Origin of the sequence: Streptomyces sp. NPDC014894 (genome assembly GCF_043080985.1) — a bacterium.
In the GTDB taxonomy this organism is placed as follows: domain Bacteria; phylum Actinomycetota; class Actinomycetes; order Streptomycetales; family Streptomycetaceae; genus Streptomyces.
This window is the reverse complement of sequence record NZ_JBIBWD010000019.1, coordinates 21046-44594: the sequence shown is the minus strand read 5'-3', so window position 1 is coordinate 44594 and position 23549 is coordinate 21046. Positions and strand designations below refer to the sequence as shown.

Here is a 23549-nt window from a genome sequence, read left to right as displayed (position 1 = left end):
CGGACCCGTACAGCTCCGCCCGCGTACCGCCCGCTTTCCCGAACAGCTCGCTTCCGCGAACCGAACGGACCGGGCCGCCCCCTGTACGGCCCGGTCCGCGCTCAGAGCCGGACGCCGGGCGGGACGACGACCGCCCGCAGCGGCGCCAGCAGCCGGTTGGCCTCGGCCGCGCCCTCGAAGGTGCCCAGCGGGCGGCTCTGCCCGGGGACCGCCTTCAGCGGCTCGGCCCCGCAGCGGTCCCCGAAGAGCACCACCGCGTGGTGGGAGGGATTCCGCCGCGACTGCCAGCGGAGCCCCTGCGCCTCCGGGCACTGCCGCCGGATCTCGTGCGCCCAGAACCGGGTCATCGGATAGCGGCTCTCGCCGCCCTCCAGCAGCCAGGAGTCCTGGAACACGGCGGCGAGGTCCTCCCCCGACACCAGCCGTACGAGCGTGAGGTCCTCCGTCACCCGCAGCCTGGTCAGCGTGCGGGCGGCGGCCACCGCCCACGGCACCTGGCGCAGCCCCGAGGGCCCGCTGAAGCGCACCGACCGCAGCAGCACCTCGGCGAGCGTGGTGGCCGGGTCGGGGGAGGCGTACAGAAACGGGTACGGGTCCTCGAAGGTGCCGTCGAAGCGGCTGCCGTCGAAGTGGGACGGGGCGAGCGAGGGGTTGAACTCGGCGGGCGGATAGTCCGATCCGTGGCATCTCCACAGCTCGCCGCCCGCGGGCAGCACCGTGAGCCGGGGGGCCATCCTGGCCTGCTCGGGAGGGGGCTGGCCTACCATGCGCCCTCCTCCATGAGCGCGCGGGCGGCGAGAGTGAGCGTCTCGTCCGGCACCCGCCCCACCAGGGCGGCGGGGACGCCGCTCAGCCACTCGTTGCCGCCGAGCCACCAGTCCGCCGCGCCCCAGGGGTCCTGGTCGCTGAGGAGGAGCCGGTTGATCCGCTGGACGACGGGGACGGGCTCCCCGGTGTCCGGGTCGAACTGGAACTCCGGATAGCGGTCGCGGCCTTCGCGGTCGGTCAGCCGGATCAGACCCGCGCCCGAGGGATCGCCGGCCGCCTCCGGGGTGAGCCGGTCGCCGCCCCGCGCGGGGGCGGCGAGCAGCTGTTCCCGTACGCCCCGGGCGATCTCGGCGCTCTCGGGGTCCAGGGCGGGCCAGTCGACCGACTCCAGGAGCCGTATCAGCGAGTCCAGCCGGTCCGCGTCGGGCAGTACGGCCGCCGGGCCCGGGGAGCGGACCTGGCGCAGCCGCGCGCTCAGCTCGGTCTCGGGGGGCAGGGCCCGCAGGACGAGCCGGATCTCCCGCAGGGCGGTGCGCACCGCCCTGATGTCGTGGCCCGCGGCGCCCAGTCCGCCGAGCGCCTCCCGGTAGCGGGCGAACTGAGCGGCGGTCAGCGAGGCGTGGATGACGGGCTGGTGGTCGCGGAGCAGGTCGAGTAGTTCGTCGGTGCTCGTGCTCATACGGTCGTTCCTTCGGCGCCGGGGCGGGGTACGGGTGCGGACACGGGTGCGGGGTTGCCCTGGTGGATGAAGCCGGCCCAGGAGGAGAGCGCGGCCAGGGCGCGCGGATTGCGGTCGGTCTCGGTCAGCAGGTCGCCGCGGAGTCCGGGGACCGGGCGGCGGTCGGGGTCGGTCATCCACAGCTGGGCGGCGCGCAGGGCGTCCGGCGGGGCCGTTCCCAGGACGGCGAGATGGTGGTGGAAGACGACCATCAGGGCGGCGGAGGCGCTGTCGGAGACCTCCCAGCGCGATCCGACGACATCGGCGGCGCCCCGCGCGAGCAGCGCCGTGGTGGGGGTGAGGGCCTCGTCGTGGTCGCGGCTGCTGAGGTCGGTCTCGCAGGCGCTGAGCACGATCAGCGGTCCCTCGGCGGGCTGGTGGGCGCCCGGGGCGTCCATCAGCCGGGTGACGGTGAGCGTGGCCCCCTCGGCCGAGGCGTCGAACCCGCCGCCGGGGTCCGCGAGCTGGAGGACGGAGTCGGTGGGCCGCAGCCCGGCGACACCGTGCACGACCAGGTGGAGCAGGGACGCGGGCGGCACCGTGGGGCTGCCGCCGGGGAGCCGGGCGAGGATGTCGTCGGGGGTGCCCGGGGCGTCCTCGGCGGCGTCGGGGTGCCAGCCGTGGACGGCCGCGCCCGGGTAGTAGGCGTCGCGCACCCCGCTGACCTCCTCCTGGGCCCAGTCCAGCTCCCCGGTGGGGTCGGCCACCAGCACGGGCCGCAGCCCCGCCGGCATCCGGCCGCGCCGGGCCGAGCGCAGGAACTCGCCGCCCGAGGCGGCGTAGGAGACGACGGCGTGCTCGCACGCGTGGCTGTACGTCCGGGTCCCGCCCGGCGGCGGCTCGGCGAGCCGCGCGGCGTGCCACGGCACGGCCCCCAGATTCCCGCAGGCGACGACGACCAGCCGTACGGGGGCGGCGGTCGTGGCCGCGCCGGGGGCGGTGGCCTCGCCCGGTTCGCCGGGGCCCGCGGCCTCGCCCGACGGGACGGAAGGGGCGGCTCCGGGCGGGCGCGGAGGGGCTCCGAGGGCGCGTGGGTCGGCCCCGGGCGGGTACGGGTCGGCTCCGGGCGCGCGCAGGGCGGTGAGGAGCGGGCCCATGACGGCGCGGCCCGCCCACGCGCAGAGGTCTTCCAGGGCCGATTCCCAGGCCCGGTCCGCCTCGGCGCGGACGTCGCGGTCCCCCCGGCGGACGTCCGAGCGGCGGGCGCCGGCGTCCAGATAGCGTTCCAGCGGCTTCCGCCCGAGCGCGCCGAGGCCCGGCAGCCAGTGCACCTCCGGCTCCCCCTCGGGCCGCACCAGGACCGCGAGCCCGTCGGCCTCCCCCTGTCCCGGCATGAGGTGGACCAGCGCGTCCGCGCCCGAGGCGCGTACTCCTTCCCGCAGTTCGGCGATGCCGGGCGCGTCCAGCAGATCGCGCAGCGAGTCCCGGCCGCCCTCGGGCCGCCGCAGCACGCCGAGCGCGCGGCGGCGCAGGGTGCTGGGGATCGTGAACGTGCCGTCGGCGCCGGTCGGCAGCAGCTGGTCGGCGAGGGTGCGGACCTCGTCGAGACCGGCCGCCGGGGCCACCCTCGGCGCGGCGGCGGCCGACGGCAGCTCGCGCAGCGCGCCGCCCCACTCCTTTGCGAGTTCCGTCTCCCCCCGGGCCGCCAGCTGCTCCGACACCCCGGCCGAGACGGCGGCGGCCCGCAGCACCAGCGCCCGCCCGGTCTCCAGCACCTCGACGGCCTTGTCCGCGCGCCGGTCGCGGGCGGCCCAGTCGGCGGCGAGCAGCGCCCGGCTCGCGCCGGCCCTGGCCACCTCCAGGCCGTGTTCGGCCCCGAGCTGGAGCAGCACCTCCTCGGCGAGGAACCGGAGGGAGTCCTGCGCCGCCGCGACGGAGGCCCGCTGGTCGTCCCGGGCCCGGTCGCCGCGCCGGGCGTACGCCTGGGCCAGCGACCACAGCAGCTCGTGGGTGACCTCGGGGCTGTGGTGCTCGGTCAGGCCGCGCCGGGCGCGCTCCAGTTCGGCGACGGCCTCGTTCTCGTGGGCCCGGTCGCCCGTCGCCTGGTGCACGCTCTGGAGCGCGACCGCGATGATCATGCGCGTACGGACCTTCTGGTCGATCATCAGCGCCGGGGCGTCCAGGCTCGCCCGGGCCCGCGCCACCGCTTCGAGCAGACGCTCGGCGTCGGGCTCGAAGAGGGAGGAGAGCAGCACCGTGGGCACCCAGGCGGCCTCCAGCACGGGCCGCAGCGGCGCCGGGATCGCGGGGTGCTCCAGCGCCTGCCGGAAGTAGGCGGAGGCGGTGCGCAGCGCGCCGGTGCCGCCCTCCAGCAGGGTCAGATAGAGATGGACCATCCCGAGCTGGAAGGAGACGAGGAACTGCCACTCGGCCTCCGGCCCCATCTCCTCCTGGAGGTCGAGGAGTTCGTCGAGCAGCTCTTCCAGCTGCCCGGCCTCGCCCTCGCGGTACGCCTGGTCGCAGCGGAGCTGGAGGTGCAGGCACTGATTGACGCTGAGGAGTTCCCTCGGGGCCTTCACCCCGGCGAGGAGGGAGTCGATCCCGCTCGCGCCGGAGCCGACGAGCGCGTCGAGACGGGCCCGCAGCTGGTCGCGGTCGGTGAGGCTGCCGCCCGTCACGGCGGCGGCCGAGAGCAGTCCCGGGGAGACGAGTCCGGCCATCCGCTCCAGCCACGGGGAGTCCTTGGTCCGGGGGGCGCGGGTGGCGTCGCCGATCAGCCGGGCGGCGTCCTCCAGAGCGCCGGGCTCACCGGTGCGCAGCCCCTGGGCCATCATGACCAGGGCCGCCGTGACCGCGTCGCCCTCGTCGTCCCCGGCGCGGTCGCGGAACTCGGCCATGAGGCCGGCCATGTCCTCCGCGCGGATGGTGCCGGGGGCGAAGACCTCCAGATTGAGGACGGTACGGGTGATCCGGGCCTCGATCTCCTCCGCGCTGTCGGGCTCCCCGGCGTCCGCTCCCTCTGCCCCGCCCGCACGCGCGCCCGCTTCGGCTTCGGCGGGCGGCCGGAAGTCGCCGGTGAACCCGCCGAGCATCAGACAGGCGTCCAGGAGGCGTTCGTACGCGGAGCCCGGCCGGAGTCCGGACATCACCTCCTTGGCCGCCCGGGCGAATCGCTCCGGGTCCACGGTCTGTCCCGCGCGGGGCCGCAGGTCGAGCCATTCGACGAGCTGGGCGAGCTGTCCGGAGGCGCCTTCGGGCAGCTTCGGGATGAAGCCGGCCACCAGATCGCGCAGCTCCGTCAGATCCGCGTCGAGTTCCGGGTCGCCCTCGTCCGTCCGCCGGCCCAGGTCGATCAGCTCGCGGAGCCGGGGCAGGGTGCCGTCCAGCCCGGCGACCATCGCGGGCGGGGTCAGCAGTCCGATGGTGTGGACGGCGGCGGAGATCTCCTCCCGCTGGTCGAGCCCTCCGGAGCCCCGGGCGGCCCGCAGCGCCCGGAGGCCCTCGGCGCGGTCGGCGTCGGTGGGGGCCGCGACATAGCGCAGGGAGTAGAGCCCGCCGAGCCGGGACCGGAGCGTGGCGAGCCCGGGGTCGTCGTCGGCGGCGAGGGGGGCCAGCTCGCGCTCCAGGGCGTGGAGTTCGCCGATCAGCCGGTCTCGGGCGGCCGGGTCGGGCGGTCCGACGCCGATCCCCGTGGACACGCCCGCGCCGACGCCCGCCCCCGCGCCCGCCCCGGTGCCCGGCTCGCGGTCGCCCTCGCGGTCACCCTCGCCGGGGGGCGTCACGCCCAGTCCCGAGGCCGCCCGGCCGAAGAGCTTGGCGTGGCTGATCCAGGCCCCGGCCTCGACCACGGCCGCCCCGACCCGGGCACGCACCTCCTCGGCCCCGACACCGACACCGGACCCGGTCCCGGCTCCGGCTCCGGTCCCGCCCCCGGTCCCGTCCGCCATCCCGCCCTCGGCCCCGCCCTCGGTCCCGTCGCTCCGGCTCATGGGCTCCCCCTTCGACGCGCGCGACACTCGTTCCATCATCGGCCGCCCCCGGACGGTTCGGAGGCTGTTCGGAGGCTCCGCCGGAATCCGCCCGGAAGACATCCGCGAATCACCCTGATACCGGAAGAAGCGCTCTCGTACGGGGTGTTGGACCCCGCCCCGGCCCGCCCGGCCCCTACCGTCGGTCCGAGCAGCGCGACGTGAGGAGACCGCACATGGGCGCGCCCTTCCCGCCGGACGCGCGGCGCCGGGAGCCGCCCCGGATCACCCCGGACGATCCGCGATACGGGCATCTCGTCGCACGCGGGCCCAACCGGTTCCGCGGCACGCCCGACGAGGTGCGGCTGGTGGAGTCGACCGAGCAGACGGTGCGCTGCGTCCAGGAGGCCGTGCGCGCCGGGCGGCGGCTCGCGGTGCGGAGCGGCGGGCACTGCTTCGAGGACTTCGTGGACCGTCCCGAGGTGCGGACGGTCATCGACATGTCCGGGATGCGGGAGGTGTCGTACGACCCGGTCCGCCACGCCTTCGCGGTGGAGGCCGGGGCCACCCTCGGGGAGGTGTACCGGCGGCTGTATCTGGGGTGGGGGGTGACCGTGCCCGGCGGCTACTGCCCCGACGTCGGCGCGGGCGGGCATGTGCCGGGCGGCGGCCACGGGCCGCTGTGCAGGCTCTTCGGGCTGGTCTCGGACCATCTGTACGCGGTGGAGACCGTGGTGGTGGACGGCTCCGGCCGGGCCCGGAGCGTGATCGCGACCCGGGAGCCCGGCGACCCGGCGCGGGAGCTGTGGTGGGCGCACACCGGCGGCGGGGGCGGGACCTTCGGCGCGGTCACCCGCTACTGGTTCCGCTCGCCGGGGACGACGGCCGCCACCCCGCCGGAGGAGCTGCTGCCCGTGCCCCCGGCGACGGCGCTCGCGTTCCGGGCCGGCTGGGACTGGCGGGAGCTGGACCGGAGGTCCTTCGGGCGGCTGGTGGACAACTTCGGCCGCTGGTGCGAACGGCGCTCCGGGCCGGGCGCCGAGGAGTCCGCGCTCTACAACGAGCTGGTGCTCGGGCCCAGGGCCGCGTCGGAGTTCTCCATGCTCGGCCAGGTCACCGCCGCGCCGGGGCCCGCCGGGCGGCTGCTGCGGGAGCATCTGGACGCGGTGTGCGAGGGCGCGCCCCGGCCCTCGTACGTCACCGGCCTCACCCTGCCGTGGCTGACGGCGGCGCTGCGGGGGCCCGGCGAGGGGGTGGGCGACCGGCGGGTGAAGATCAAGTCGGGCTATCTCCGGCGGCGGCTCGGCGAGGACCGGATCGAGACCGCGTACCGCCGGCTCGTCGGCACGGAGGACGGGGTGTCGGGGAGTCTCTCCCTCACCACCTACGGCGGTCGGGTCAACGCGGTGGCCCCGGGCGCGACGGCGGTCGCCCAGCGCGACTCGGTCATGAAGCTCACCACGCTCGCCCTCTGGCGCGGGACCGGTCCGGAGGCCGCGCACCTCGCCTGGATCCGGGAGTTCTACCGGGAGCTGTACGCGGGGACGGGCGGGGTGCCGGCGCCCGGCGAGACCGACGACGGGGCCTTCGTCAACTACGCGGACACCGATCTGCGGGACCCCGTCTGGAACACCTCGGGTACGGGGTGGGAGGAGCTGTACTTCAAGGACGGCGCCGCCCGGCTGCGCGCGGCGAAGGCCCGCTGGGACCCGCTCGGGGTCTTCCGCCACGCGCTCTCGGTCCCGGCGGGCTGAGCCCGGGAGACCGCCGAGGGGGCGGCGGTGCGGCGGCCGGGTGCCATCCTTGGGAGTCCGGTGTGGTCCCGGGGGACGTTCGAAGGAGTCTGTTGTGGAGCTGGATCTCGCAGCCGCCGAGCTGAAGGCCGTGCTGAACCGGCTGCGCCGGGCGCAGGGCCAGATCTCCGGAGTGATCCGGATGCTGGAGGAGGGCCGGGACTGCGAGGAGGTCATCACCCAGCTGGCCGCCGCGTCCCGCGCGCTGGACCGGGCCGGTTTCGCGATCATCGCCACCGGCCTCCAGCAGTGCCTGACCGACATCGAGACCGGCCGCAACACCACCGGCGAGGACCCCGAACGCATGCGCGCCCGCCTGGAGAAGCTCTTCCTCTCCCTGGCCTGACCGCCCCGCCCCGGGCGCCGACCACCGAGAGCGCCCGGGCCCGCCCCGTACGACGCGCGTCGCGAGCACCCGCACACGGTCCCCGCCCCCCGGGGGCGACCCGCCGCGCCGACCGCGTACCGAGCCCGCGGGCCCGGACGCGCACCCCCGCGCGGCGGCGGACGCGTCGACTCCTCATCCGTCCACCGTGAACAGCACCCCGCGCCCCGCCCCCGACGCGCGGAGGTAGAAGTCGCGGAGGGCCGAGAGGCGTTCCCAGGCGTAGGGGAGGTCCAGGGGGCGGTCGAGGGCGCGGAGGCCGTGGTGGAGCCGGGTCGGGGTGAGGGAGGCGAGGGCGGCGGCGACGGCGGGGACCTGGGCGGGGAGCAGCAGACGGGCCAGGAGACGGGGGCCGGCGGGGAGCGGGAGGCCGCCGAGGACGGCGCGGGAGAGCGCGGCGGAGCCCGGGGCGAGCGCGCGGTGCAGGGCGTCCCACGCCTTGTCGGTGTCGACGGCCCAGCGCTCCTCCCAGGTCTCCTCGGCGTCGTCGGCGTACGCCTCCACCGCCGCCGCCCCGGCCCCCGCGAGCCGGAACGCGTCGGCGGGCTCCACCGCGAAGTGCCGTCCGAGACCGGTCACCTGGAGCCGTTCCCGTACCCGGCCGCTCGACGCGACGCCGTCGAGGACGGCCACGTACAACTCTCGTATCAGCAGCTCAGTGGACATACGGACCGCCGGTCGACGGCGGCCGGCCGGCCGGGACGACGGCGAGGGAGAGGGCGGCGGCCACCGCGGCGGTGACCGCGAGGACGGTGTACGCCGCGGTGAATCCGGACGCCTCGCCCACGGTGATGCCCGCGGCGGCCACCGAGGAGACCACCGCCACCCCGACCGAACCGCCCACCTCGTGGAAGGTGTTGACGACTCCGGAGGCGAGCCCGGCCTCCCGGTGGTCGACCGTCGCCAGCGCCGTCGAGGTCGCGGCGACGAAGACCGCGCCGACGCCGAAGGCGGTGAGGGAGAGCCCCGGCAGCAGCGTGGCGTACACCGGTGAGCCGGCCGGGAGGAGCGTGAGAGGCGCGCCGCCCGCGGCGGCGACGGCGAGTCCGGCCGAGGCGACCGCCCGGCCGCCGAGCCGGCCGAGCAGCCGTGAGCCGAGATGCGCGCCGAGGCCGACCGCCACCGCGACCGGGAGGAAGACCAGACCGGTCGCCATGGGGCCGTGGCCGCGCGCGTGCTGGAGATCGACCGAGCCGAGGAAGAAGAGCGCGATCAGCAGGGCGGTGGCGATCAGCATCAGGAACGACCCCGCGAGCACCGGGCGGCGGGTGAACATCCGCAGATCCATCAGCGGGGCCCGGGAGGCCCTCTCCACCAGCGCGAACACTCCGTACAGCGCGGCGGACCCGCCCAGCGCGAGCAGTGTCGCCGGATCGGACCAGCCGCTGTCCCCGGCCCGGACCAGGCCGTAGATCAGCGCGCCGGTGCCGGCCGTGACCAGCAGCGCGCCCGGCACGTCGAGCCGGACCGCGGGCGCGGCGGCCCGGGCGGGGACCAGTGCGGGGATCGCGGCGAGCAGGGCGAGGCCGACGGGCACATTGATGTAGAAGACCCACTGCCAGCCGGGGCCCGCGGTGAGCGCGCCGCCCAGCAGCACTCCGGCGGCCGACCCGGTGCCGCCGATCGCGGCCCAGACGCCGAGCGCCTTGGTGCGCTCCGCGCCGTGGAAGGCCGTGGTGACGATGGCGAGGGCGGCGGGCGAGAGCAGCGCCGCGCCGACGCCCTGCGCGACCCGGCCGGCGATCAGCGCGGGGGCGTTCTGGGCGAGTCCGGTGAGCAGCGAGGCGGCGGTGAAGACCACCAGTCCGGCGAGCAGGGTCCGGCGGGCCCCGAGCGCGTCGGCGAGCCGGCCGCCGAGGAGCATCAGCCCGCCGAAGACGAGGGCGTACGCGGTGACCACCCAGGTCAGCGCGGCCCGGCCGAGGGAGAGATCGGCGGCCATGTCGGGCAGCGCGACATTCACCACCGTGACATCGAGGACCAGCATGAACTGCGCCGCGCAGATGAGCGCGAGCGCGGTCCAGCGGCGCGGGTCGGTGGCGGCGGAGGCCGTCCCGCCGTGGCCCGCCTCCGCCGCCGCCGACCGGTCGGGGTGAGCGGAGTGACCGGGCGGCTCGTGGTCCGGCGGGCCGGGGTCGTGGTCCTCGGCGGGGTGGTGTCCGGCGTGGGCGCAGGGCATGGCGATTCCTCCTGACGCGGTCGGGCGACCGTCTCATCTGAACCGTACAGTTCAGTTCAGTTGAACTCAACCGTACAGTTCAGTTCTCGGTTAGGCTCGTCCCATGACCCCGGACACCGCACCGCACGCGGCCGACCGGCCCGGCGGCCCGAACAGCCCGAGCGGACCCAGCAGCTCCAGCGACCCCAGCATCCCCACCGGACCCAGCGGCCCGCGCGCCGAGCGCAAGCGGCGGGCCATCGTCACGGCCGCCCGCACGCTCTTCCTGCGGGAGGGCTTCGGGGTGGGGATGGACGCGATCGCCGCCGCGGCGGGCGTCTCGAAGGTGACCGTCTACAACCACTTCGGCAGCAAGGAAGCCCTGTTCACCGCCGTGATCACGGGCGCGCTGGACGATCCGGCGCACCAGGGCGGCGGGAGCGACGGCCCCTCGGCGGCCCTGGCCCGGCTCGCCGAGGCCGAGGATCTGCGCGCCGCCTTCCTCGACGCGGCCCGCGCCTGGGTCCACGCCGTGCGCGACGACCGCGAGGTCGCGGCCCTGCGCACCCTGGTCGCCGCCGAGCTGCACCGCTTCCCCGAGCTGGGGCGGGCCTGGCAGGACGACAGCCCCACCGGCCACCACCCCGCCGTCGCGGGAGCGCTGCGCGCCCTGGCCGAGCGGGGCCTGCTGGACATCCCGGACCTGGAGGTCGCGACCCTCCAGCTGTACGCGCTGCTGGTCCACCCGCACATGGTCTTCGGCCACTACGGCGCGGCCATCGACGACGATCTGACCGAGCGGCTGCTCATCGGCGGCGTCGACATGTTCCTGGGCCGGTACGCCACCGCCGGCTGAGCGCGGGGCCTCGCGGGGCCGGGGGTCCCCGGCCCCGCGAGGCCGCGGACCCCGGCCCGCGAAAACGCCCCGCACCCCCTTGCGCACTGGTCCAGACCAAGTAGCTTCAAAGGTTGTCATGTACGCAAAAACATGACCCCTCACCGACAGGGCCCACGGGACCGCAGCACGGCCCCGGGCACAGAACCACCACGCACGACCGAGCACGGACTGAGCACGGCCACCGCCCCTACCCCCTCAGGGAGCGCCATGTTCAACCGACGACACAGACACCCCTCACGACTCCCCCGACGCCACCGGATCGCCGCCCTCCTCGCCGTCCTGATGCTGCCGCTCGCGGGCCTCACCGCGCTCGCGGCCTCCCCGGCCCAGGCGGCGGGCACCCTCACCGCCGCCTTCACCAGCCAGGACAACGGCTCCTGGTGGAAGGGCACCTACACCATCCGCAACAGCGGCACCGCGCCCGTCAACGGCTGGACCCTGGAGTTCGACCTCCCCGCCGGGGTCACCCTCAGCGGCCACTACCACGGCGAGGCGAGCGTCAACGGCAGCCGGGTGACGGTCAAGAACGCCTACTACAACGCGACCGTCCCCGCGGGCGGCTCCACCGAGCCCTGGAGCTACTGGTTCACGGCCTCCGGCCCGATCGCCCCGCCCACCCGCTGCACGGTCAACGGCGACAAGTGCGACGGCACCCCGGACAAGCCGCCCGGCCCGCCCGGAACCCCGCGCTCCACCGCCGTCACGGCCCGTACGGTCGCACTCGCCTGGGACGCGGCCGCGGCCGGCGACCACCCCGTCGCCTCCTACGACGTGCTCAGCGGCGGCGCCGTGCTGACCAGCACCGCCACCGCCAACACCACGGTGACCGGGCTGAATCCCGCGACCGAGTACACCTTCACCGTCCGCGCCAAGGACACCCGGGGCAACCCGGGGCCGGCGAGCCCGCCGTTCACCGTGCGGACCGTGGACCCGGCGACCGACCCCGTACCGCCGACGGCCCCGGGCGGTCTGCGCTCCACCGCCAGAACGGCCACCACCGTCGCCCTGGCCTGGAACGCCTCCACCGACAACGTCGCCGTGGCCGCGTACGACGTCTACCGGTCCGGCGTCCTCGTCAAGACGGTCGCCACGACCGCCGCCGTCGTCGACGGGCTCTCCCCGGCCACCGCGTACACCTTCACCGTGAAGGCCCGGGACACCGCCGACAACTCCTCCCCGTCCTCCAACGCCCTCGCCGTCACCACCGACGACGTCGCCGGACCCGGCAACCACCACAAGGTCGGCTACTTCATCCAGTGGGGCCTCTACGGACGCCAGTACTTCGTGAAGAACATCGACACCTCCGGCTCGGCCGCCAAGCTGGACGTCGTCAACTACGCCTTCGAGAACATCGACTCGGTCAATCTCACCTGCCAGGCGGGCGTCACCAAGGGCGTGTCCGGCAATCCCCAGGACCCGGACGAGGGCACCGGCGCGGGCGACGCCGACGCGGACTACGCCCGGCCCATCTCGGCCGCCCAGTCCGTCGACGGGGTCGCCGACGACGGCTGGGGCAAGCTCCGCGGCAACTTCAACCAGATCAAGAAGCTGAAGGCCAAGCACCCGCACCTCAAGTTCGTGGTCTCGCTCGGCGGCTGGACCTTCTCCAAGTTCTTCTCGGACGCCGCGGCCACCCCCGCCTCGCGGGAGAAGTTCGTGCGGTCCTGCGTCGACATCTGGATCAAGGGCAATCTGCCCGTCTACAACGGCGCGGGCGGCCCCGGCACCGGCGCCGGGGTCTTCGACGGCATCGACATCGACTGGGAGTGGCCGGGCGCCGAGGGCCACCCGGGCAATCACTGGAAGGCCGCCGACAAGGACAATCTGACCGCGCTGCTCGCCGAGTTCCGCAAGCAGCTCGACGCGCTCGGCGGCGAGCACCGGCTGCTGACCGCCTTCACCCCCGCCGACCCGGCGAAGATCCAGGCCGGCTGGGACCTGACGAAGATCTTCGACTATCTCGACTTCGCCAACGTCCAGGGGTACGACTTCCACGGCTCGGGCAGCGACAACTCCTGGGAGCCCCGGCGCACCGGGCACCAGGCCAATCTGCACCGGGACGCCCAGGACCCGTACCCCTTCGACTTCAGCGTCGAGAAGGCCGTCCAGACCTACCTCGACGCGGGGGTGAACCCGCGCAAGCTGACCGTCGGCTTCCCCTTCTACGGACGCGGCTGGAAGGAGGTCGCGAGCGGCGGCGCGGGCGTCAACGGCGAGTGGCAGACCGCGAACGGCGCGGCGACCGGGCAGTTCCCGGAGGAGGCGGGGATCCGCGGCTATCAGAACATGATCAGCAGCTATCCGAACATGACCGTCCACCACGACGAACAGTCCGTCTCCACCTACGGCTACACCGGTGAGAACGGACAGTGGTGGAGCTTCGACGACGCCTGGTCGATCGGGAAGAAGTCCGCCTGGATCAAGTCCAAGGGCCTGCTCGGAGCCATGATCTGGGAACTGTCCGGGGACACCCCGAACGGCGCCCTGATGAACGCGCTCCACACCGGCCTCCCGTAGGGCCTGCCCACAGGCCCCGGATCACCATCGGCGGTCGCCGGGCGCGTAAACCCGGCGACCGCCACCGGCGAATATTCCGCCCGTACGAGTGGATCGAGCGCGTCACCCCCGCGTCCGGCCCCCCGACCACCGCTAGTAACTGGCGTCATGAACAAGAAATGCACCAGCGCCTTAGCGGCGCTCTCCCTCGCGCTGCTCCCGCTGCTCCCCGCCGCCCCCACGGCGGCGGCGAGCCCGGTGGAGGTCCTCCAGTTGGAGGACGCCATCTCGGTCCTCGTGGAGGCCGAGGAGTTCCGCGCGGGCTACACGGAAGCCGCCTTCCCGCACTGGAACGAGGGCAAGAAGGCCGCCGACGGCTGCTCCACCCGCGAGGAGGTGCTGCTCGCCGAGGCGGTCGAGGAGCCCGATGTCACGGCCGGGTGCCGGCTGTCGCGCGGCAAGTGGGTCTCCTACTACGACAACCAGACGGTGACCAAGCAGTCCAGCATCGCCGTCGACCATGTCGTCCCGCTCGCCGAGGCCTACGGCTCGGGCGGCTCGGCCTGGAGCGCCGAGCGCCGTGAGGCCTACGCCAACGACCAGGGCTCGCCGGCCACCCTGGCGGCGGTGACGGTCCGCGCCCAGGAGGAGAAGGCCGGGCGGGACGTCAAGGAGTGGCTGCCGCCGGAGTCCTCGGCGATCTGCCGGTACATCGGCGACTGGGTCGGGACCAAGCTGCGCTGGGGTCTGACCGCCGACAAGGAGGAGATGGAGGTGCTGAAGCTCTTCGCGGACAATTCCTGCGAAACCACGGTAGTCCTCGTGAACCGGGTGCCCTGACCCCGCTCAGCATTGGGCCGAACGGGTGAATGCGCTCCGTATGGGGTTTGAGGCCGTGACCTTCCAGCCGGTCCGATAGATACACCGGTCACCAGGTACCCGACGAACAGGTGGACGAAAGCGACATGAAGCCCACAATCGCCCTGACGATCCTCGGTGCCGCGCTGCTGGCCGCCGTGCTCCCCGCCACCAGCGCGGTCGCGGACGAGACCCATACGGACTCGCACAACGGCGTCACGCTGATCTCGATCGGCCAGATCGACGACCCGCTGGAGGATGTGCTGGAGCACGCGGCCATCTTCGGCGAGACCTCCGTCCAGGACTAGGCCCGGCGGACGTCCCGAAGGACGCCCCGGCGACCCCGGCGGACACCCCGGCGGGCGTTCCGGCAGGCCCCCTCGCGCCGCTCGGCGGGAGGGGGCCTTCGCCGTGCCCGGAAGCGCCTCGCTGGCGGGCCGCCCGCACCCGGGTGATCATCGGACTATGAGTCCCGAGATGCACCTCGCCCAGCAGCCCGAGGCCGATGAACTGCTCGGCCGCAGCCCGCTCGCCGCTGTCGTGGGCATGCTGCTCGACCAGCAGGTCCCCATGGAATGGGCCTTCTCCGGGCCGTACACCATCGCCCACCGGATGGGCCGCGACGATCTCGACGCGGGCGAGATCGCCGCGTACGACCCGGACGCCTTCGCCGAGCTGCTCAAGGAGAAGCCCGCGGTCCACCGCTATCCGGGGAGCATGGCCAAACGGGTGCAGACGCTCTGCCGGCATCTGGTGGACGAGTACGGCGGGGACCCGGAGGCGATCTGGCGGGACGCCTCCGACGGCGCCGAGCTGCTGACCCGGCTGAAGGCGCTGCCCGGCTTCGGGGAGCAGAAGGCCCGGATCTTCCTGGCCCTGCTGGGCAAGCGGTACGGCGTACGGCCCAGGGGCTGGCGCGAGGCGGCCGGCCCGTACGGGGAGGCGGGCGCGTACCGCTCGGCGGCCGACATCACCGGCCCCGAGTCGCTCGCCAAAGTGCGCGCTCATAAACAAGAGATGAAAAGGGCGGCGAAAGCGGCCAACGACGGCTGAAATACGGCTGTTTGAAGAGGCGATCACGGCTCCGGCAGTGTCGATCACATGAACTACAGGGTGAGTTGAGGCACAAGCGTTCCCATAACCATCGTGCTCTCGCTAACTTCCCTTCAACTTGTCCACACCGGGAAGGAACTCTGTGAAGGCAACCCGTCGCAGAGCCGTGGCCACTCTGGCCGCCGCCGCACTCGCGACCCCGCTCCTGCTGGCATCCGCCTCCCCCTCCGCCGCCCATCGCGACGACGCGGGCCGGCAGGCGGCGAAGCTGGCGAAGAAGCTGGTCTCGAAGGCGTCCGTGAAGGACGCCCACAAGCATCTGAAGAAGTTCCAGCAGATAGCCGACACGGCGAACGGCAACCGCGCCGCCGGAACCCTCGGGTACGACGCCTCGGCCGCGTACGTCTACCAGCAGCTGAAGAAGTACGGCTACGACGTGCGGTACGAGCCCTTCGAGTTCCAGTACACCGAGACGCTCGCGCAGAAGCTCTCCGTGGTCTCGCCGAACACCCGCGACATCGTGATCAACGCGATGACGTACACCAAGTCCACCCCGGTCGGCGGCGTCAAGGCCGATCTGGCGGCGGTCCCGGCGGACGCGACCACCGGCTGCGAGGCCGCCGACTACGCCTCCGGCGCCTTCACCGGGAAGATCGCGCTGATCAAGCGCGGCGGCTGCACCTTCGCCGAGAAGCAGGCGGCCGCGGCGACCGCCGGCGCCATCGGCGCGATCGTCTACAACAACACCGCGGGCTCCATGGGCGGCACCCTCGGCGATGTGGCCTCCGGGAAGATACCCACCGGCGGCATCACCCAGGCGGAGGGCGAGAAGCTCGTCACCGAGCTGGCCGCCGGACCGGTGAACGTCTCCTTCGAGATCCGCCAGCTCCAGCAGAAGCGCGTCACCAACAACGTGATCGCCGAGACCAAGCACGGGAACGCGGCCAACACCGTGATGCTGGGCTCGCACCTGGACTCCGTACTGGAGGGCCCGGGCATCAATGACAACGGCTCCGGCTCCGCCGGTCTGCTCGAAGTCGCCCAGGAGCTGGCCAAGGCCGAGAAGCGCCCGGCCAACAAGGTCCGCTTCGCCTGGTGGGGCGCCGAGGAGAACGGGCTGCTCGGCTCGAAGGCGTATGTCGCCGGCCTCAGCGATCTCGGCAAGAAGGAGATCAAGCTCTATCTGAACTTCGACATGATCGCCTCGCCGAACTACGGACTCTTCGTCTACGACGGCGACGACTCCGACGGCGTCGGCGCGGGCCCCGGCCCCGAGGGCTCGGCCCAGCTGGAGCGCGACATCAACGAGTTCCTCGACGAGAAGGACACCCCGCACGAGGGCACGGACTTCTCCGGCCGCTCGGACTACGGTCCGTTCATCGGCATCGGCATCCCCTCCGGCGGCACCTTCACCGGCGCGGAGGGCATCAAGTCCGCCGCGCAGGCGGAGAAGTTCGGCGGTACGGCGGGCCAGGCGTACGACCCGAACTACCACGCCAAGGGCGACGACATCAAGAACGTCAACCTGACCGCGTTCAAGGTGAACATCGGGATCATCGCCAACGCGACGGGGACCTACGCGCATGACATCAGCTCCCTGCGGACGCCGGTGAACTCGGTGCCGACCGAGCCCGGCACGGGCAGCGGCGGCGGTCTGCACGAGGGCCACGAGGACGTGATCGAGTAAGAACGGCGCCCGGCCGCCCGGTCCCCGCCCCACGGGACCGGGCGGCCGGGCGGTCAGGCGGTCAGGCGGTCAGGCGGTCAGGCGGTTTGTACGGGAAACGGCCGGGCGGGTCCGCGCGGGACGCTGAGGGACCGGGTCGGCTCCCGGCTATCTCCGCCGGCGGGCGGTGCCGAACAGGGACCGGGTGATCTCCCGCCCGATCTGGGTGCCGACCGAGCGGGCCAGCGAACGGAACACCCCGCTCCCCACCACCTGCCGCACCAGCGAACCGTCCCGATCCCCGGCGGACTCCCGGCTCCCCTGTCCCTCCGGTCCCTCCCGGCTCGTCTGCCCCTCCGGGCTCCCCTGCTCATCGGGGGCCCGCGGCGGCGGCTCGGCCTTCGCCGCCGACAGCTTCTCGAAGGCCGACTCCCGGTCCACCGCTCGCGCATAGCGCTCGTACAGCGGCGAGGACCGCACCGCCGCGTCCAGCGCCGCCGCCTCGACCGGACCCATCAGCGACTGCGGGGCCCGCAGCCGCGTCGCCGCGACCGGCGTGGGCGCGCCCGACTCGCTCAGTACGGTGATCACCGCCTCGCCGGTGCCGAGCCCGGTGAGCACCTCCTCCAGGTCGTACGCCGAATTCGGGAAGGTCCGCACCGTCGCCCTGAGCGCCTTGGCGTCCTCCGGGGTGAACGCCCGCAGCGCGTGCTGCACCCGATTGCCGAGCTGGGCCAGCACATCGGCGGGAACGTCCTTGGGCGTCTGGGTCACGAAGAACACCCCGACCCCTTTCGAGCGAATCAGCCGCACGGTCTGGGTGATCGACTCCAGAAACGCCTTGCTCGCGCCCGTGAACAGCAGATGCGCCTCGTCCAGGAAGAACACCAGCTTCGGCCGCTCCAGATCCCCCGCCTCCGGCAGATCGTGGAAGAGATCCGCCAGCAGCCACATCAGGAACGTCGAGAACAGCTGCGGCTTGTCGCCCACCGCCGCCAGCTCCAGCACGGAGACCAGCCCGCGCCCGTCCGGCGCGATCCGCAGCAGCTCTGCCGTGTCGAACTCCGGCTCCCCGAAGAAACTCCCCGCGCCCTGCTGCTCGAACGCGGTCACCGACCGCAGGATCACCCCCGCCGTGGCCGTCGACAGCCCGCCGATCCCCTTCAGCTCCGCCCGGCCCTCGTCCGACGTCAAAAACGCCACCACCGCCCGCAGATCCTTCAGATCCACCAGCTCCAGACCCTTGGAATCGGCGTAGTGGAAGATCAGCCCGAGCGACTGCTCCTGCGTCGGATTGAGCTGAAGCACCTTGGAGAGGAGTACGGGGCCGAAATCGGTCACCGTCGCCCGCACCGGAATCCCCGGGCCGATGCCGCCGAGACCGTAGAACTCCACGGGGAACCCCCGCGCCTCCCACTCCTGCCCGACCTGCCCGGCCCGCTCCTCGATCCGCTCCCCCGGCCGGCCCGGCGCCGAGATCCCGGAGACATCGCCCTTGACGTCGGCGAGGAAGACCGGCACCCCCTGCGCCGAGAGCTGCTCGGCGATCAGCTGGAGCGTCTTCGTCTTGCCCGTGCCGGTGGCCCCGGCGACCAGCCCGTGCCGATTGAGCATCGACAGCGGGATCCTGATCGGGGCCTCCGGCAGACACCGGCCGTCCCAGAGCAGCGCACCAAGATCGAGAGCGGCCCCGGTGAGGTCGTACCCCGAGGCGATTTCCCGCGCGGCCTGCGGCATGCTCTCGGCCATAAGGCCCCCTGATTCTCCGTATCTGAGGAGTTTTGCCCAGGATCGCACTCGGCCGCCATGGCTGCGCCCGGAGGCGCTTGCCCGGTAGGCTTTCCGTGTGATCTTCAAGCGCATCGGAAACGGACGGCCTTACCCCGACCATGGCCGGGAAAGCACCCGGCAGTGGGCGGACGTCGCGCCGCGCCCGGTCCGCCTCGATCAGCTGGTGACCACCAAGGGCCAGCTCGATCTCGAAACGCTGCTCGCCGAGGACTCCACCTTCTACGGGGACCTCTTCGCCCACGTCGTGAAGTGGCAGGGCGATCTCTATCTGGAGGACGGTCTGCACCGCGCGGTGCGCGCCGCGCTCCAGCAGCGCCAGGTCCTGCACGCGCGCGTTCTCGAACTGGACTGAGCGGGTCCGCCGACTGACCCTTTCGGGCCCATTCCACGACCGTACGGCCCCAGTCAGTCGATCATCTTGTAGGCATGGCCTCCGGGCCGCATTACGCTGCGCCCATGAGCATGCTGACTCCTCCCGGCATGGGTGGAAAGTACCGCGTCACGGGCGACACGTACCCGCGGATGCGACGCCCCCGCAAGCGCCGCAGGATCGTCACGGCGCTGATCGCCGGAGCGGTCGCCCTCGGCCTGGCCGGCTGGGGAACGGTGCAGCTCATCGATGTCTTCACCGACGACGGCGAGAAGACCGCCACGGCCCGCGGCGCGGACTGCAAACCGGCCCCGCGCACAGCCGCCGCGCCGCCCCTGAAGCTCAGGCCCGGCCAGGTCACCGTGAACGTCTACAACGCCACCCCGCGCGGCGGTCTCGCCAAGGCCGCCGCCGACGAGCTGAAGAAGCGCGGCTTCACCATCGGCAAGGTCGGCAACGCCACGGCGGCGTACGACAAGAAGGTCAAGAACACGGGCGTGCTGCTGGGCTCCAGCACCGCCGTCAAGGGCCCCTTCCTCCTTCTCGGCACCCAGGTCAAGGGCACCACCGCCAAGACCGACACCCGCAAGACCAAGGACGTCGACCTCATCCTCGGCACCGCCTTCACCACCCTCTCCCCCAAACCCACCGCCGACCGCGCCCTCACCGCCCTCACCACCCCACCCCGCCCCACCACCAACCCCTGCACCCAAACCCGCGCCGCATCCCCCACCGACGACTGACCCCACCGCCGACCGGGATCCCCAGCCCCGCCGGCGTTTCAGGCGCGGGGACCCGAGCAACTTCAAGCCCCACCGCCGACCGGAATCCTCCAGCCCGCCGGCGTTTCCGGCGCGGGGACCCGAGCAACTTCAAGCCCCACCGCCGACCGGAATCCCCAGCCCCGCCGGCGATTGAGGCGCAAGGACCCGAGCAACTTCAAGCCCCGCCGGCGATTGAGGCGCGGGGGCTCGGGGGCAGCGCCCCCGACAACTCCCCGCACACCAAGAAGCCCCAGGCCCCCCACCAGGGGGACCCGGGGCTCACCCACCGAAAACTTCGGCCGGTCCAGCAGAAGAGAACTACTCCGCGGTGCCGTACATCCGATCCCCCGCGTCCCCGAGCCCGGGCACGATGTACCCCTGCTCGTTCAACCTCTCGTCCACCGCCGCCGTCACCACCGTCACCGGCGCCCCCGCCAGCTCCCTCTCCATCACCTCGACGCCCTCCGGCGCCGCCAGCAGCACCACGGCCGTCACATCGTCCGCCCCGCGCTTGATCAGCTCGTGGATCGCCGCGACCAGCGTCCCGCCGGTCGCCAGCATCGGGTCGAGGACGTACACCTGACGCCCGGAGAGGTCCTCCGGCATCCGCGTCGCGTAGGTCGACGCCTCCAGCGTCTCCTCATTGCGGATCATCCCGAGGAACCCGACCTCGGCGGTCGGCAGCAGCCGCACCATCCCGTCGAGCATCCCGAGCCCGGCCCGGAGGATCGGCACCACCAGCGGGCGCGGGTGCGACAGCTTCACGCCGGTCGTCGTGACCACCGGGGTCTCGATGTCGACCTGCTCGGTGCGCACGTCCCGGGTCGCCTCGTACGCGAGCAGGGTGACCAGCTCGTCGGCGAGCCGCCGGAAGGTCGGGGAGTCGGTGCGCCGATCGCGCAGTGTGGTGAGTTTGTGCGCCACCAGCGGGTGGTCGACGACATGGATCCGCATGCCGTCAACAGTAGCCCGGCTCGCATCAAGGAAGCCTCCGGAGGGAAGGTGGAGCCATACGTCGAGCCGTGGGGTGGTGTGGCCGATGCCGGAACCCGGGCATCCCGAACAAGAGCACGAGCACGGGCAACGCGCCGTGGAGCGCGCCGGGAGAGCCCCCGAGTCCGAGACCGACGCCGACCCCGCGATCGACGTCGAGCGCAGAAGGCGGCGCGCCCAGTTCCTCCGAGAGCTGAACGAGGCGAAGGCCCTGCGGGACCGGGTGCAGCCCCGCCGGGCCCGGGCCGCCCGGATGCGCCAGCAGATGCGTATGCGCACCTTCCGCTGGTAGCCCGTCCGGCCCCGGCGCGCCGCGCGCCGTCCCCCGGGAGGCCCCCCGGATGAGAACTGATGGCCGACGCAACGACGGAAGACCTCTCGCGAGGCGCTGGTTTCTGCCACGATTCCGAGTGGGCGGGGCACGCATCAGCGCCGCCCGGTCGTCACACCTCTGATCAGTGGGAGAGTCACGGTGTACTTCGCCGCACTGCTCGCGCGCACTCAAGACGGGTGGCAAGCGAGCGACACAGAGCTCGACAATGTGGAGAACCTGTCGGATCTGGCCGATCTGGCCCGAGCGGCCTCGCTGGACGAGGACACGGTGCTCCTCTTCGTCGAGCAGGAGGACTCCTGGTTCGGGCTCGTCAGGGTCGAGGGCGAGGAGGACCCTCGTATCTTCGTCTCCGACGCGGCAGCGGCCGCGCGCTCCTCGTACGGGGAGATCCTCACCGACGAACTGCTCGGCCGGGACGCGGGCGACCCCGCCGACGAACTGGACGCGCTGGACCTCGACGGCACCGAGGACGGAGAGCCGGCCGGGAACGACGAGAATGACGACGGTACGGACCCCGCCGCCGAGGCGGTGCCGGCCGCGCCGCTCGGCGATCGCGGCATCCTCGCGGATCTCGGCCTCTCGGAGAAGGAGCTGCTGACACTGAACACGGACGCGCTGACGGAGATCGCGGACGCCCTGGGCGCCGCCGAGATGCTGGAGACCGTCCGCTAGTGACGGAGACGGCGACAGGTGCGGGCGATCCCGTGGATCCCGTACGGGATCCCTGGGAGACGCCGATGCGTCTCGCCCTCGCCGAGGCGGAACGCGCGGCGCTCTCCGGCGATGTGCCGGTCGGCGCCGTCGTGCTCGACCGGGACGGCGTCCCGCTCTCCGCCGGGCACAATGAGCGCGAGCTGACGGGCGACCCCACCGCGCACGCCGAGGTGCTGGCGATCCGCCGGGCCGCCGAGCGGATCGGCGGCTGGCGGCTGTCCGGCTGCACCCTGGTGGTGACGCTGGAGCCCTGCACGATGTGCGCCGGCGCGATCACCCAGTCACGCGTGGACCGGGTGATCTACGGCGCCCGGGACGAGAAGGCCGGCGCGACGGGCTCCCTCTGGGACGTCGTACGCGACCGCCGGCTCAACCACCGCCCCGAGGTCGTCCACGGAGTCCTGGAGCGGGAGTGCGCCCAGCTCCTCACCGACTTCTTCCGCGACCGCTGACCCCGCCCGGCCCGGTGAACGGCCCGCTCGGCCCGGTGAACGCCCCGCCGGGTCCCGGTGAACGGCCCGCCGAGCGCTGCCCGGGGAACCGATTTCAGCACACGGCCCACTGTGGGCTAAGCTCTCTCCCGGTAGCGTGTCCGAGCGGCCGAAGGAGCTCGCCTCGAAAGCGAGTGTGGGGAAACTCACCGAGGGTTCAAATCCCTCCGCTACCGCTCTTGAACCGCCCCCGACCTGCATGACAGGTCGGGGGCGGTTGTGCGTTCACCCCCGGCCCGGGGCCGCGGCTCATGGCCGCCGGCCGGGCGCGATCGCACGGGGCTGGGCGTGGACGTGAAGAAGCCCAGGCCGGTGAGGGTGGCCTGGGCTTCTTCGCGCCGGATCGGGGGAAGCGGAGACGGGGGTGACCGCCTCCCCCGGGGAGGGAGACCGGTCCACGGGCCCCTGGCCGCAGTCGGGGGAACATGCGGCGCGGCGGGGCCCCGCACGTGGGGCCGGTCCCGGGGCCCGCGGGATTCCTGCCGTGTCCCTGTGGGCCCGGTTCCATCGTGCTCCCTCGCGGGTCCGCGCACGGTCGGCAAACGGCCCCGATCTCCGGGCCCTTGGTCCTTAAAGGCTCGGTTAGACTTCCGCGACTCTCCACGATCACTGAAGAGACTGAGGAGAACCGAGGGGATCGGAGAGCCGGGGCCGCAGGGGGAGTCACCAGAGATCACCGGGGATCACCGGGGAGGAAGAGGCATGGCGCAAGCGAAGAAGATCGCCCTCTACATCATCGTCGTCTTCGTGCTGTACACGATCATCGCATCCCCGGACAGGGCCGCCGCGCTGGTCCAGATAGGCTTCGAGGGCATATCCAGCGCCGCCAAGAGCGTCGGCGAATTCATGACCGCGCTGGTCAATTAGGCCCGGCGGGCCCCGCCGCGCCCCTGCCGAGGAGTCTTCCTTGATCCGTCATCTGGTTCTCTTCAAGCTCCACGAGGGCGTCGAGCGGGACGAGCCCCGAGTGATCGCCGGAGCCAAGGCCTTCCAGGAGCTGGACGGGCTGGTGCCCGGTCTGGAGTTCTGGGAGTGCGGCTGGAACATCAGCGACCGCCCCATCGCCCATGACTTCGCGATCAACTCCGCCGTGGCCGACCGTGACGCTTTGAAGCGGTACATCGAGCATCCGGCCCATCAGGCCGCCGCCGGACAGTGGCGAGAGTTCGCCACCTGGGTGATCGCCGACTACGAGTTCTGAGCCCGGACCCCAGCCCGCCTCCCCGGCCCCCGTACGGCACGTCCACAGCCCCTTGCCTCTTCGGCAAGGGGCTTCTTGAGGTTTAAACCCCGCCATGCCTTCAACACGGTGTTATCTGGTGCTTGCACACAGTGGACATGTCTTGTGATGCTATGACCGCTTTTGATTGATGAGTTGACCGTAGATGACC

At 73.0% G+C, this 23549-nt stretch carries 22 protein-coding genes and 1 tRNA gene; 16 read left to right on the top strand and 7 right to left on the bottom strand.

Features of this window, described 5'->3' with window-relative positions:
* Window positions 1–101 precede the first annotated feature (101 nt).
* From ACF089_RS32060 to ACF089_RS32050, 3 genes are read right to left on the bottom strand one after another with little or no spacing between them, the layout of a single operon-like run.
* The gene (locus ACF089_RS32060) at window positions 102–767 is read right to left on the bottom strand and encodes an RES family NAD+ phosphorylase (protein WP_392034407.1); all 666 of its coding nucleotides are present in this window, start codon (window positions 765–767) and stop codon (window positions 102–104) included.
* Window positions 761–1447 carry a hypothetical protein gene (locus tag ACF089_RS32055; RefSeq protein WP_392034403.1) on the bottom strand — a complete coding sequence of 229 codons (687 nt, stop codon included), beginning with the start codon at window positions 1445–1447 and terminating at the stop codon, window positions 761–763. Before ACF089_RS32055 ends, ACF089_RS32060 begins: the two co-directional genes overlap by 7 nt.
* Window positions 1444–5415 carry a CHAT domain-containing protein gene (locus ACF089_RS32050; RefSeq protein WP_392034400.1) on the bottom strand — a complete coding sequence of 1324 codons (3972 nt, stop codon included), beginning with the start codon at window positions 5413–5415 and terminating at the stop codon, window positions 1444–1446. Before ACF089_RS32050 ends, ACF089_RS32055 begins: the two co-directional genes overlap by 4 nt.
* Window positions 5416–5630: 215 nt before the next feature.
* Between ACF089_RS32050 and ACF089_RS32045 the strand changes: the two genes are divergently transcribed.
* The gene (locus tag ACF089_RS32045) at window positions 5631–7148 is read left to right on the top strand and encodes an FAD-binding protein (RefSeq protein ID WP_392034397.1); all 1518 of its coding nucleotides are present in this window, start codon (window positions 5631–5633) and stop codon (window positions 7146–7148) included.
* 94 nt (window positions 7149–7242) lie between these two features.
* Window positions 7243–7533: a metal-sensitive transcriptional regulator gene (locus ACF089_RS32040; protein WP_392034394.1), complete on the top strand. Its 291-nt coding sequence runs from the start codon at window positions 7243–7245 to the stop codon at window positions 7531–7533.
* A gap of 174 nt (window positions 7534–7707) precedes the next feature.
* On the opposite strand, the gene ACF089_RS32035 is transcribed toward ACF089_RS32040, so the two are convergent.
* Window positions 7708–8238, bottom strand: a complete 531-nt coding sequence (locus tag ACF089_RS32035; protein WP_392034391.1) for a DUF1877 family protein — start codon at window positions 8236–8238, stop codon at window positions 7708–7710.
* Entirely contained in the window at window positions 8228–9751 is a 1524-nt protein-coding gene (locus ACF089_RS32030; RefSeq protein ID WP_392034388.1) for an MFS transporter, read from the bottom strand. The genes ACF089_RS32035 and ACF089_RS32030 overlap by 11 nt, the downstream gene beginning before the upstream one ends.
* 103 nt (window positions 9752–9854) lie before the next feature.
* On the opposite strand from ACF089_RS32030, the gene ACF089_RS32025 reads away from it, so the two are divergent.
* The 6 genes from ACF089_RS32025 (at window position 9855) to ACF089_RS32000 (ending at window position 16722) form a co-directional block, all read left to right on the top strand.
* Window positions 9855–10586, top strand: a complete 732-nt coding sequence (locus ACF089_RS32025) for a TetR/AcrR family transcriptional regulator (protein WP_392034385.1) — start codon at window positions 9855–9857, stop codon at window positions 10584–10586.
* 249 nt (window positions 10587–10835) lie between these two features.
* Complete coding sequence (locus ACF089_RS32020; protein ID WP_392034382.1) at window positions 10836–13145, top strand: glycosyl hydrolase family 18 protein; 2310 nt, start codon at window positions 10836–10838, stop codon at window positions 13143–13145.
* 147 nt (window positions 13146–13292) lie between these two features.
* Complete coding sequence (locus tag ACF089_RS32015) at window positions 13293–13964, top strand: HNH endonuclease (protein WP_392034379.1); 672 nt, start codon at window positions 13293–13295, stop codon at window positions 13962–13964.
* Between the two features lie 125 nt (window positions 13965–14089).
* Window positions 14090–14290 carry a hypothetical protein gene (locus tag ACF089_RS32010; RefSeq protein ID WP_392034377.1) on the top strand — a complete coding sequence of 67 codons (201 nt, stop codon included), beginning with the start codon at window positions 14090–14092 and terminating at the stop codon, window positions 14288–14290.
* 157 nt (window positions 14291–14447) lie between these two features.
* The gene (locus ACF089_RS32005) at window positions 14448–15035 is read left to right on the top strand and encodes an HhH-GPD-type base excision DNA repair protein (protein WP_392034374.1); all 588 of its coding nucleotides are present in this window, start codon (window positions 14448–14450) and stop codon (window positions 15033–15035) included.
* A gap of 142 nt (window positions 15036–15177) precedes the next feature.
* A complete protein-coding gene (locus tag ACF089_RS32000; protein WP_392034371.1) occupies window positions 15178–16722 on the top strand; it encodes a M28 family metallopeptidase in 1545 nt (514 codons plus the stop codon).
* A 147-nt stretch (window positions 16723–16869) separates the two neighbouring features.
* On the opposite strand, the gene ACF089_RS31995 is transcribed toward ACF089_RS32000, so the two are convergent.
* Complete coding sequence (locus tag ACF089_RS31995) at window positions 16870–18450, bottom strand: helicase HerA-like domain-containing protein (RefSeq protein ID WP_392034369.1); 1581 nt, start codon at window positions 18448–18450, stop codon at window positions 16870–16872.
* Between the two features lie 97 nt (window positions 18451–18547).
* On the opposite strand from ACF089_RS31995, the gene ACF089_RS31990 reads away from it, so the two are divergent.
* Complete coding sequence (locus ACF089_RS31990; RefSeq protein WP_003999914.1) at window positions 18548–18844, top strand: type II toxin-antitoxin system VapB family antitoxin; 297 nt, start codon at window positions 18548–18550, stop codon at window positions 18842–18844.
* A gap of 104 nt (window positions 18845–18948) precedes the next feature.
* Entirely contained in the window at window positions 18949–19605 is a 657-nt protein-coding gene (locus tag ACF089_RS31985) for a LytR C-terminal domain-containing protein (RefSeq protein WP_392034366.1), read from the top strand.
* Window positions 19606–19944: 339 nt separating this feature from the next.
* Here the strand turns inward: ACF089_RS31985 and upp are convergent, their stop codons facing one another.
* Window positions 19945–20580, bottom strand: a complete 636-nt coding sequence (gene upp, locus ACF089_RS31980) for a uracil phosphoribosyltransferase (protein WP_392034363.1) — start codon at window positions 20578–20580, stop codon at window positions 19945–19947.
* An 85-nt stretch (window positions 20581–20665) separates the two neighbouring features.
* Between upp and ACF089_RS31975 the strand changes: the two genes are divergently transcribed.
* The 6 genes from ACF089_RS31975 to ACF089_RS31950 all read left to right on the top strand — a co-directional run bounded on the left by ACF089_RS31975 (window position 20666) and on the right by ACF089_RS31950 (window position 23359).
* The gene (locus tag ACF089_RS31975) at window positions 20666–20911 is read left to right on the top strand and encodes a hypothetical protein (RefSeq protein WP_392034360.1); all 246 of its coding nucleotides are present in this window, start codon (window positions 20666–20668) and stop codon (window positions 20909–20911) included.
* Window positions 20912–21091: 180 nt separating this feature from the next.
* Window positions 21092–21625 (top strand): hypothetical protein, encoded by a 534-nt coding sequence (locus ACF089_RS31970; protein WP_392034357.1) that lies wholly within the window; start codon window positions 21092–21094, stop codon window positions 21623–21625.
* A 65-nt stretch (window positions 21626–21690) separates the two neighbouring features.
* Window positions 21691–22119, top strand: coding sequence for a tRNA adenosine(34) deaminase TadA (gene tadA / locus ACF089_RS31965; RefSeq protein WP_392034651.1), 429 nt, complete (start codon window positions 21691–21693; stop codon window positions 22117–22119).
* A 130-nt stretch (window positions 22120–22249) separates the two neighbouring features.
* A tRNA-Ser gene (locus ACF089_RS31960) sits at window positions 22250–22334 on the top strand.
* A gap of 526 nt (window positions 22335–22860) precedes the next feature.
* Window positions 22861–23025, top strand: a complete 165-nt coding sequence (locus ACF089_RS31955; RefSeq protein ID WP_392034354.1) for a hypothetical protein — start codon at window positions 22861–22863, stop codon at window positions 23023–23025.
* A 40-nt stretch (window positions 23026–23065) separates the two neighbouring features.
* Window positions 23066–23359, top strand: a complete 294-nt coding sequence (locus tag ACF089_RS31950) for a Dabb family protein (RefSeq protein ID WP_392034351.1) — start codon at window positions 23066–23068, stop codon at window positions 23357–23359.
* The last annotated feature ends 190 nt before the right edge of the window (window positions 23360–23549 follow it).

Coding starts and splice junctions, on each gene's coding strand:
- ACF089_RS32010 (WP_392034377.1), top strand. CDS start 14,090: ATGAAGCCCACAATCGCCCTGACGATCCTCGGTGCCGCGCTGCTGGCC.
- ACF089_RS32050 (WP_392034400.1), bottom strand. CDS start 5,415: ATGAGCCGGAGCGACGGGACCGAGGGCGGGGCCGAGGGCGGGATGGCG.
- ACF089_RS32035 (WP_392034391.1), bottom strand. CDS start 8,238: ATGTCCACTGAGCTGCTGATACGAGAGTTGTACGTGGCCGTCCTCGAC.
- ACF089_RS32030 (WP_392034388.1), bottom strand. CDS start 9,751: ATGCCCTGCGCCCACGCCGGACACCACCCCGCCGAGGACCACGACCCC.
- ACF089_RS31985 (WP_392034366.1), top strand. CDS start 18,949: ATGAGCATGCTGACTCCTCCCGGCATGGGTGGAAAGTACCGCGTCACG.
- ACF089_RS32025 (WP_392034385.1), top strand. CDS start 9,855: ATGACCCCGGACACCGCACCGCACGCGGCCGACCGGCCCGGCGGCCCG.
- tadA (WP_392034651.1), top strand. CDS start 21,691: ATGCGTCTCGCCCTCGCCGAGGCGGAACGCGCGGCGCTCTCCGGCGAT.
- ACF089_RS31975 (WP_392034360.1), top strand. CDS start 20,666: ATGCCGGAACCCGGGCATCCCGAACAAGAGCACGAGCACGGGCAACGC.
- ACF089_RS32015 (WP_392034379.1), top strand. CDS start 13,293: ATGAACAAGAAATGCACCAGCGCCTTAGCGGCGCTCTCCCTCGCGCTG.
- upp (WP_392034363.1), bottom strand. CDS start 20,580: ATGCGGATCCATGTCGTCGACCACCCGCTGGTGGCGCACAAACTCACC.
- ACF089_RS31955 (WP_392034354.1), top strand. CDS start 22,861: ATGGCGCAAGCGAAGAAGATCGCCCTCTACATCATCGTCGTCTTCGTG.
- ACF089_RS32045 (WP_392034397.1), top strand. CDS start 5,631: ATGGGCGCGCCCTTCCCGCCGGACGCGCGGCGCCGGGAGCCGCCCCGG.
- ACF089_RS32005 (WP_392034374.1), top strand. CDS start 14,448: ATGAGTCCCGAGATGCACCTCGCCCAGCAGCCCGAGGCCGATGAACTG.
- ACF089_RS32055 (WP_392034403.1), bottom strand. CDS start 1,447: ATGAGCACGAGCACCGACGAACTACTCGACCTGCTCCGCGACCACCAG.
- ACF089_RS32020 (WP_392034382.1), top strand. CDS start 10,836: ATGTTCAACCGACGACACAGACACCCCTCACGACTCCCCCGACGCCAC.
- ACF089_RS32060 (WP_392034407.1), bottom strand. CDS start 767: ATGGTAGGCCAGCCCCCTCCCGAGCAGGCCAGGATGGCCCCCCGGCTC.
- ACF089_RS31995 (WP_392034369.1), bottom strand. CDS start 18,450: ATGGCCGAGAGCATGCCGCAGGCCGCGCGGGAAATCGCCTCGGGGTAC.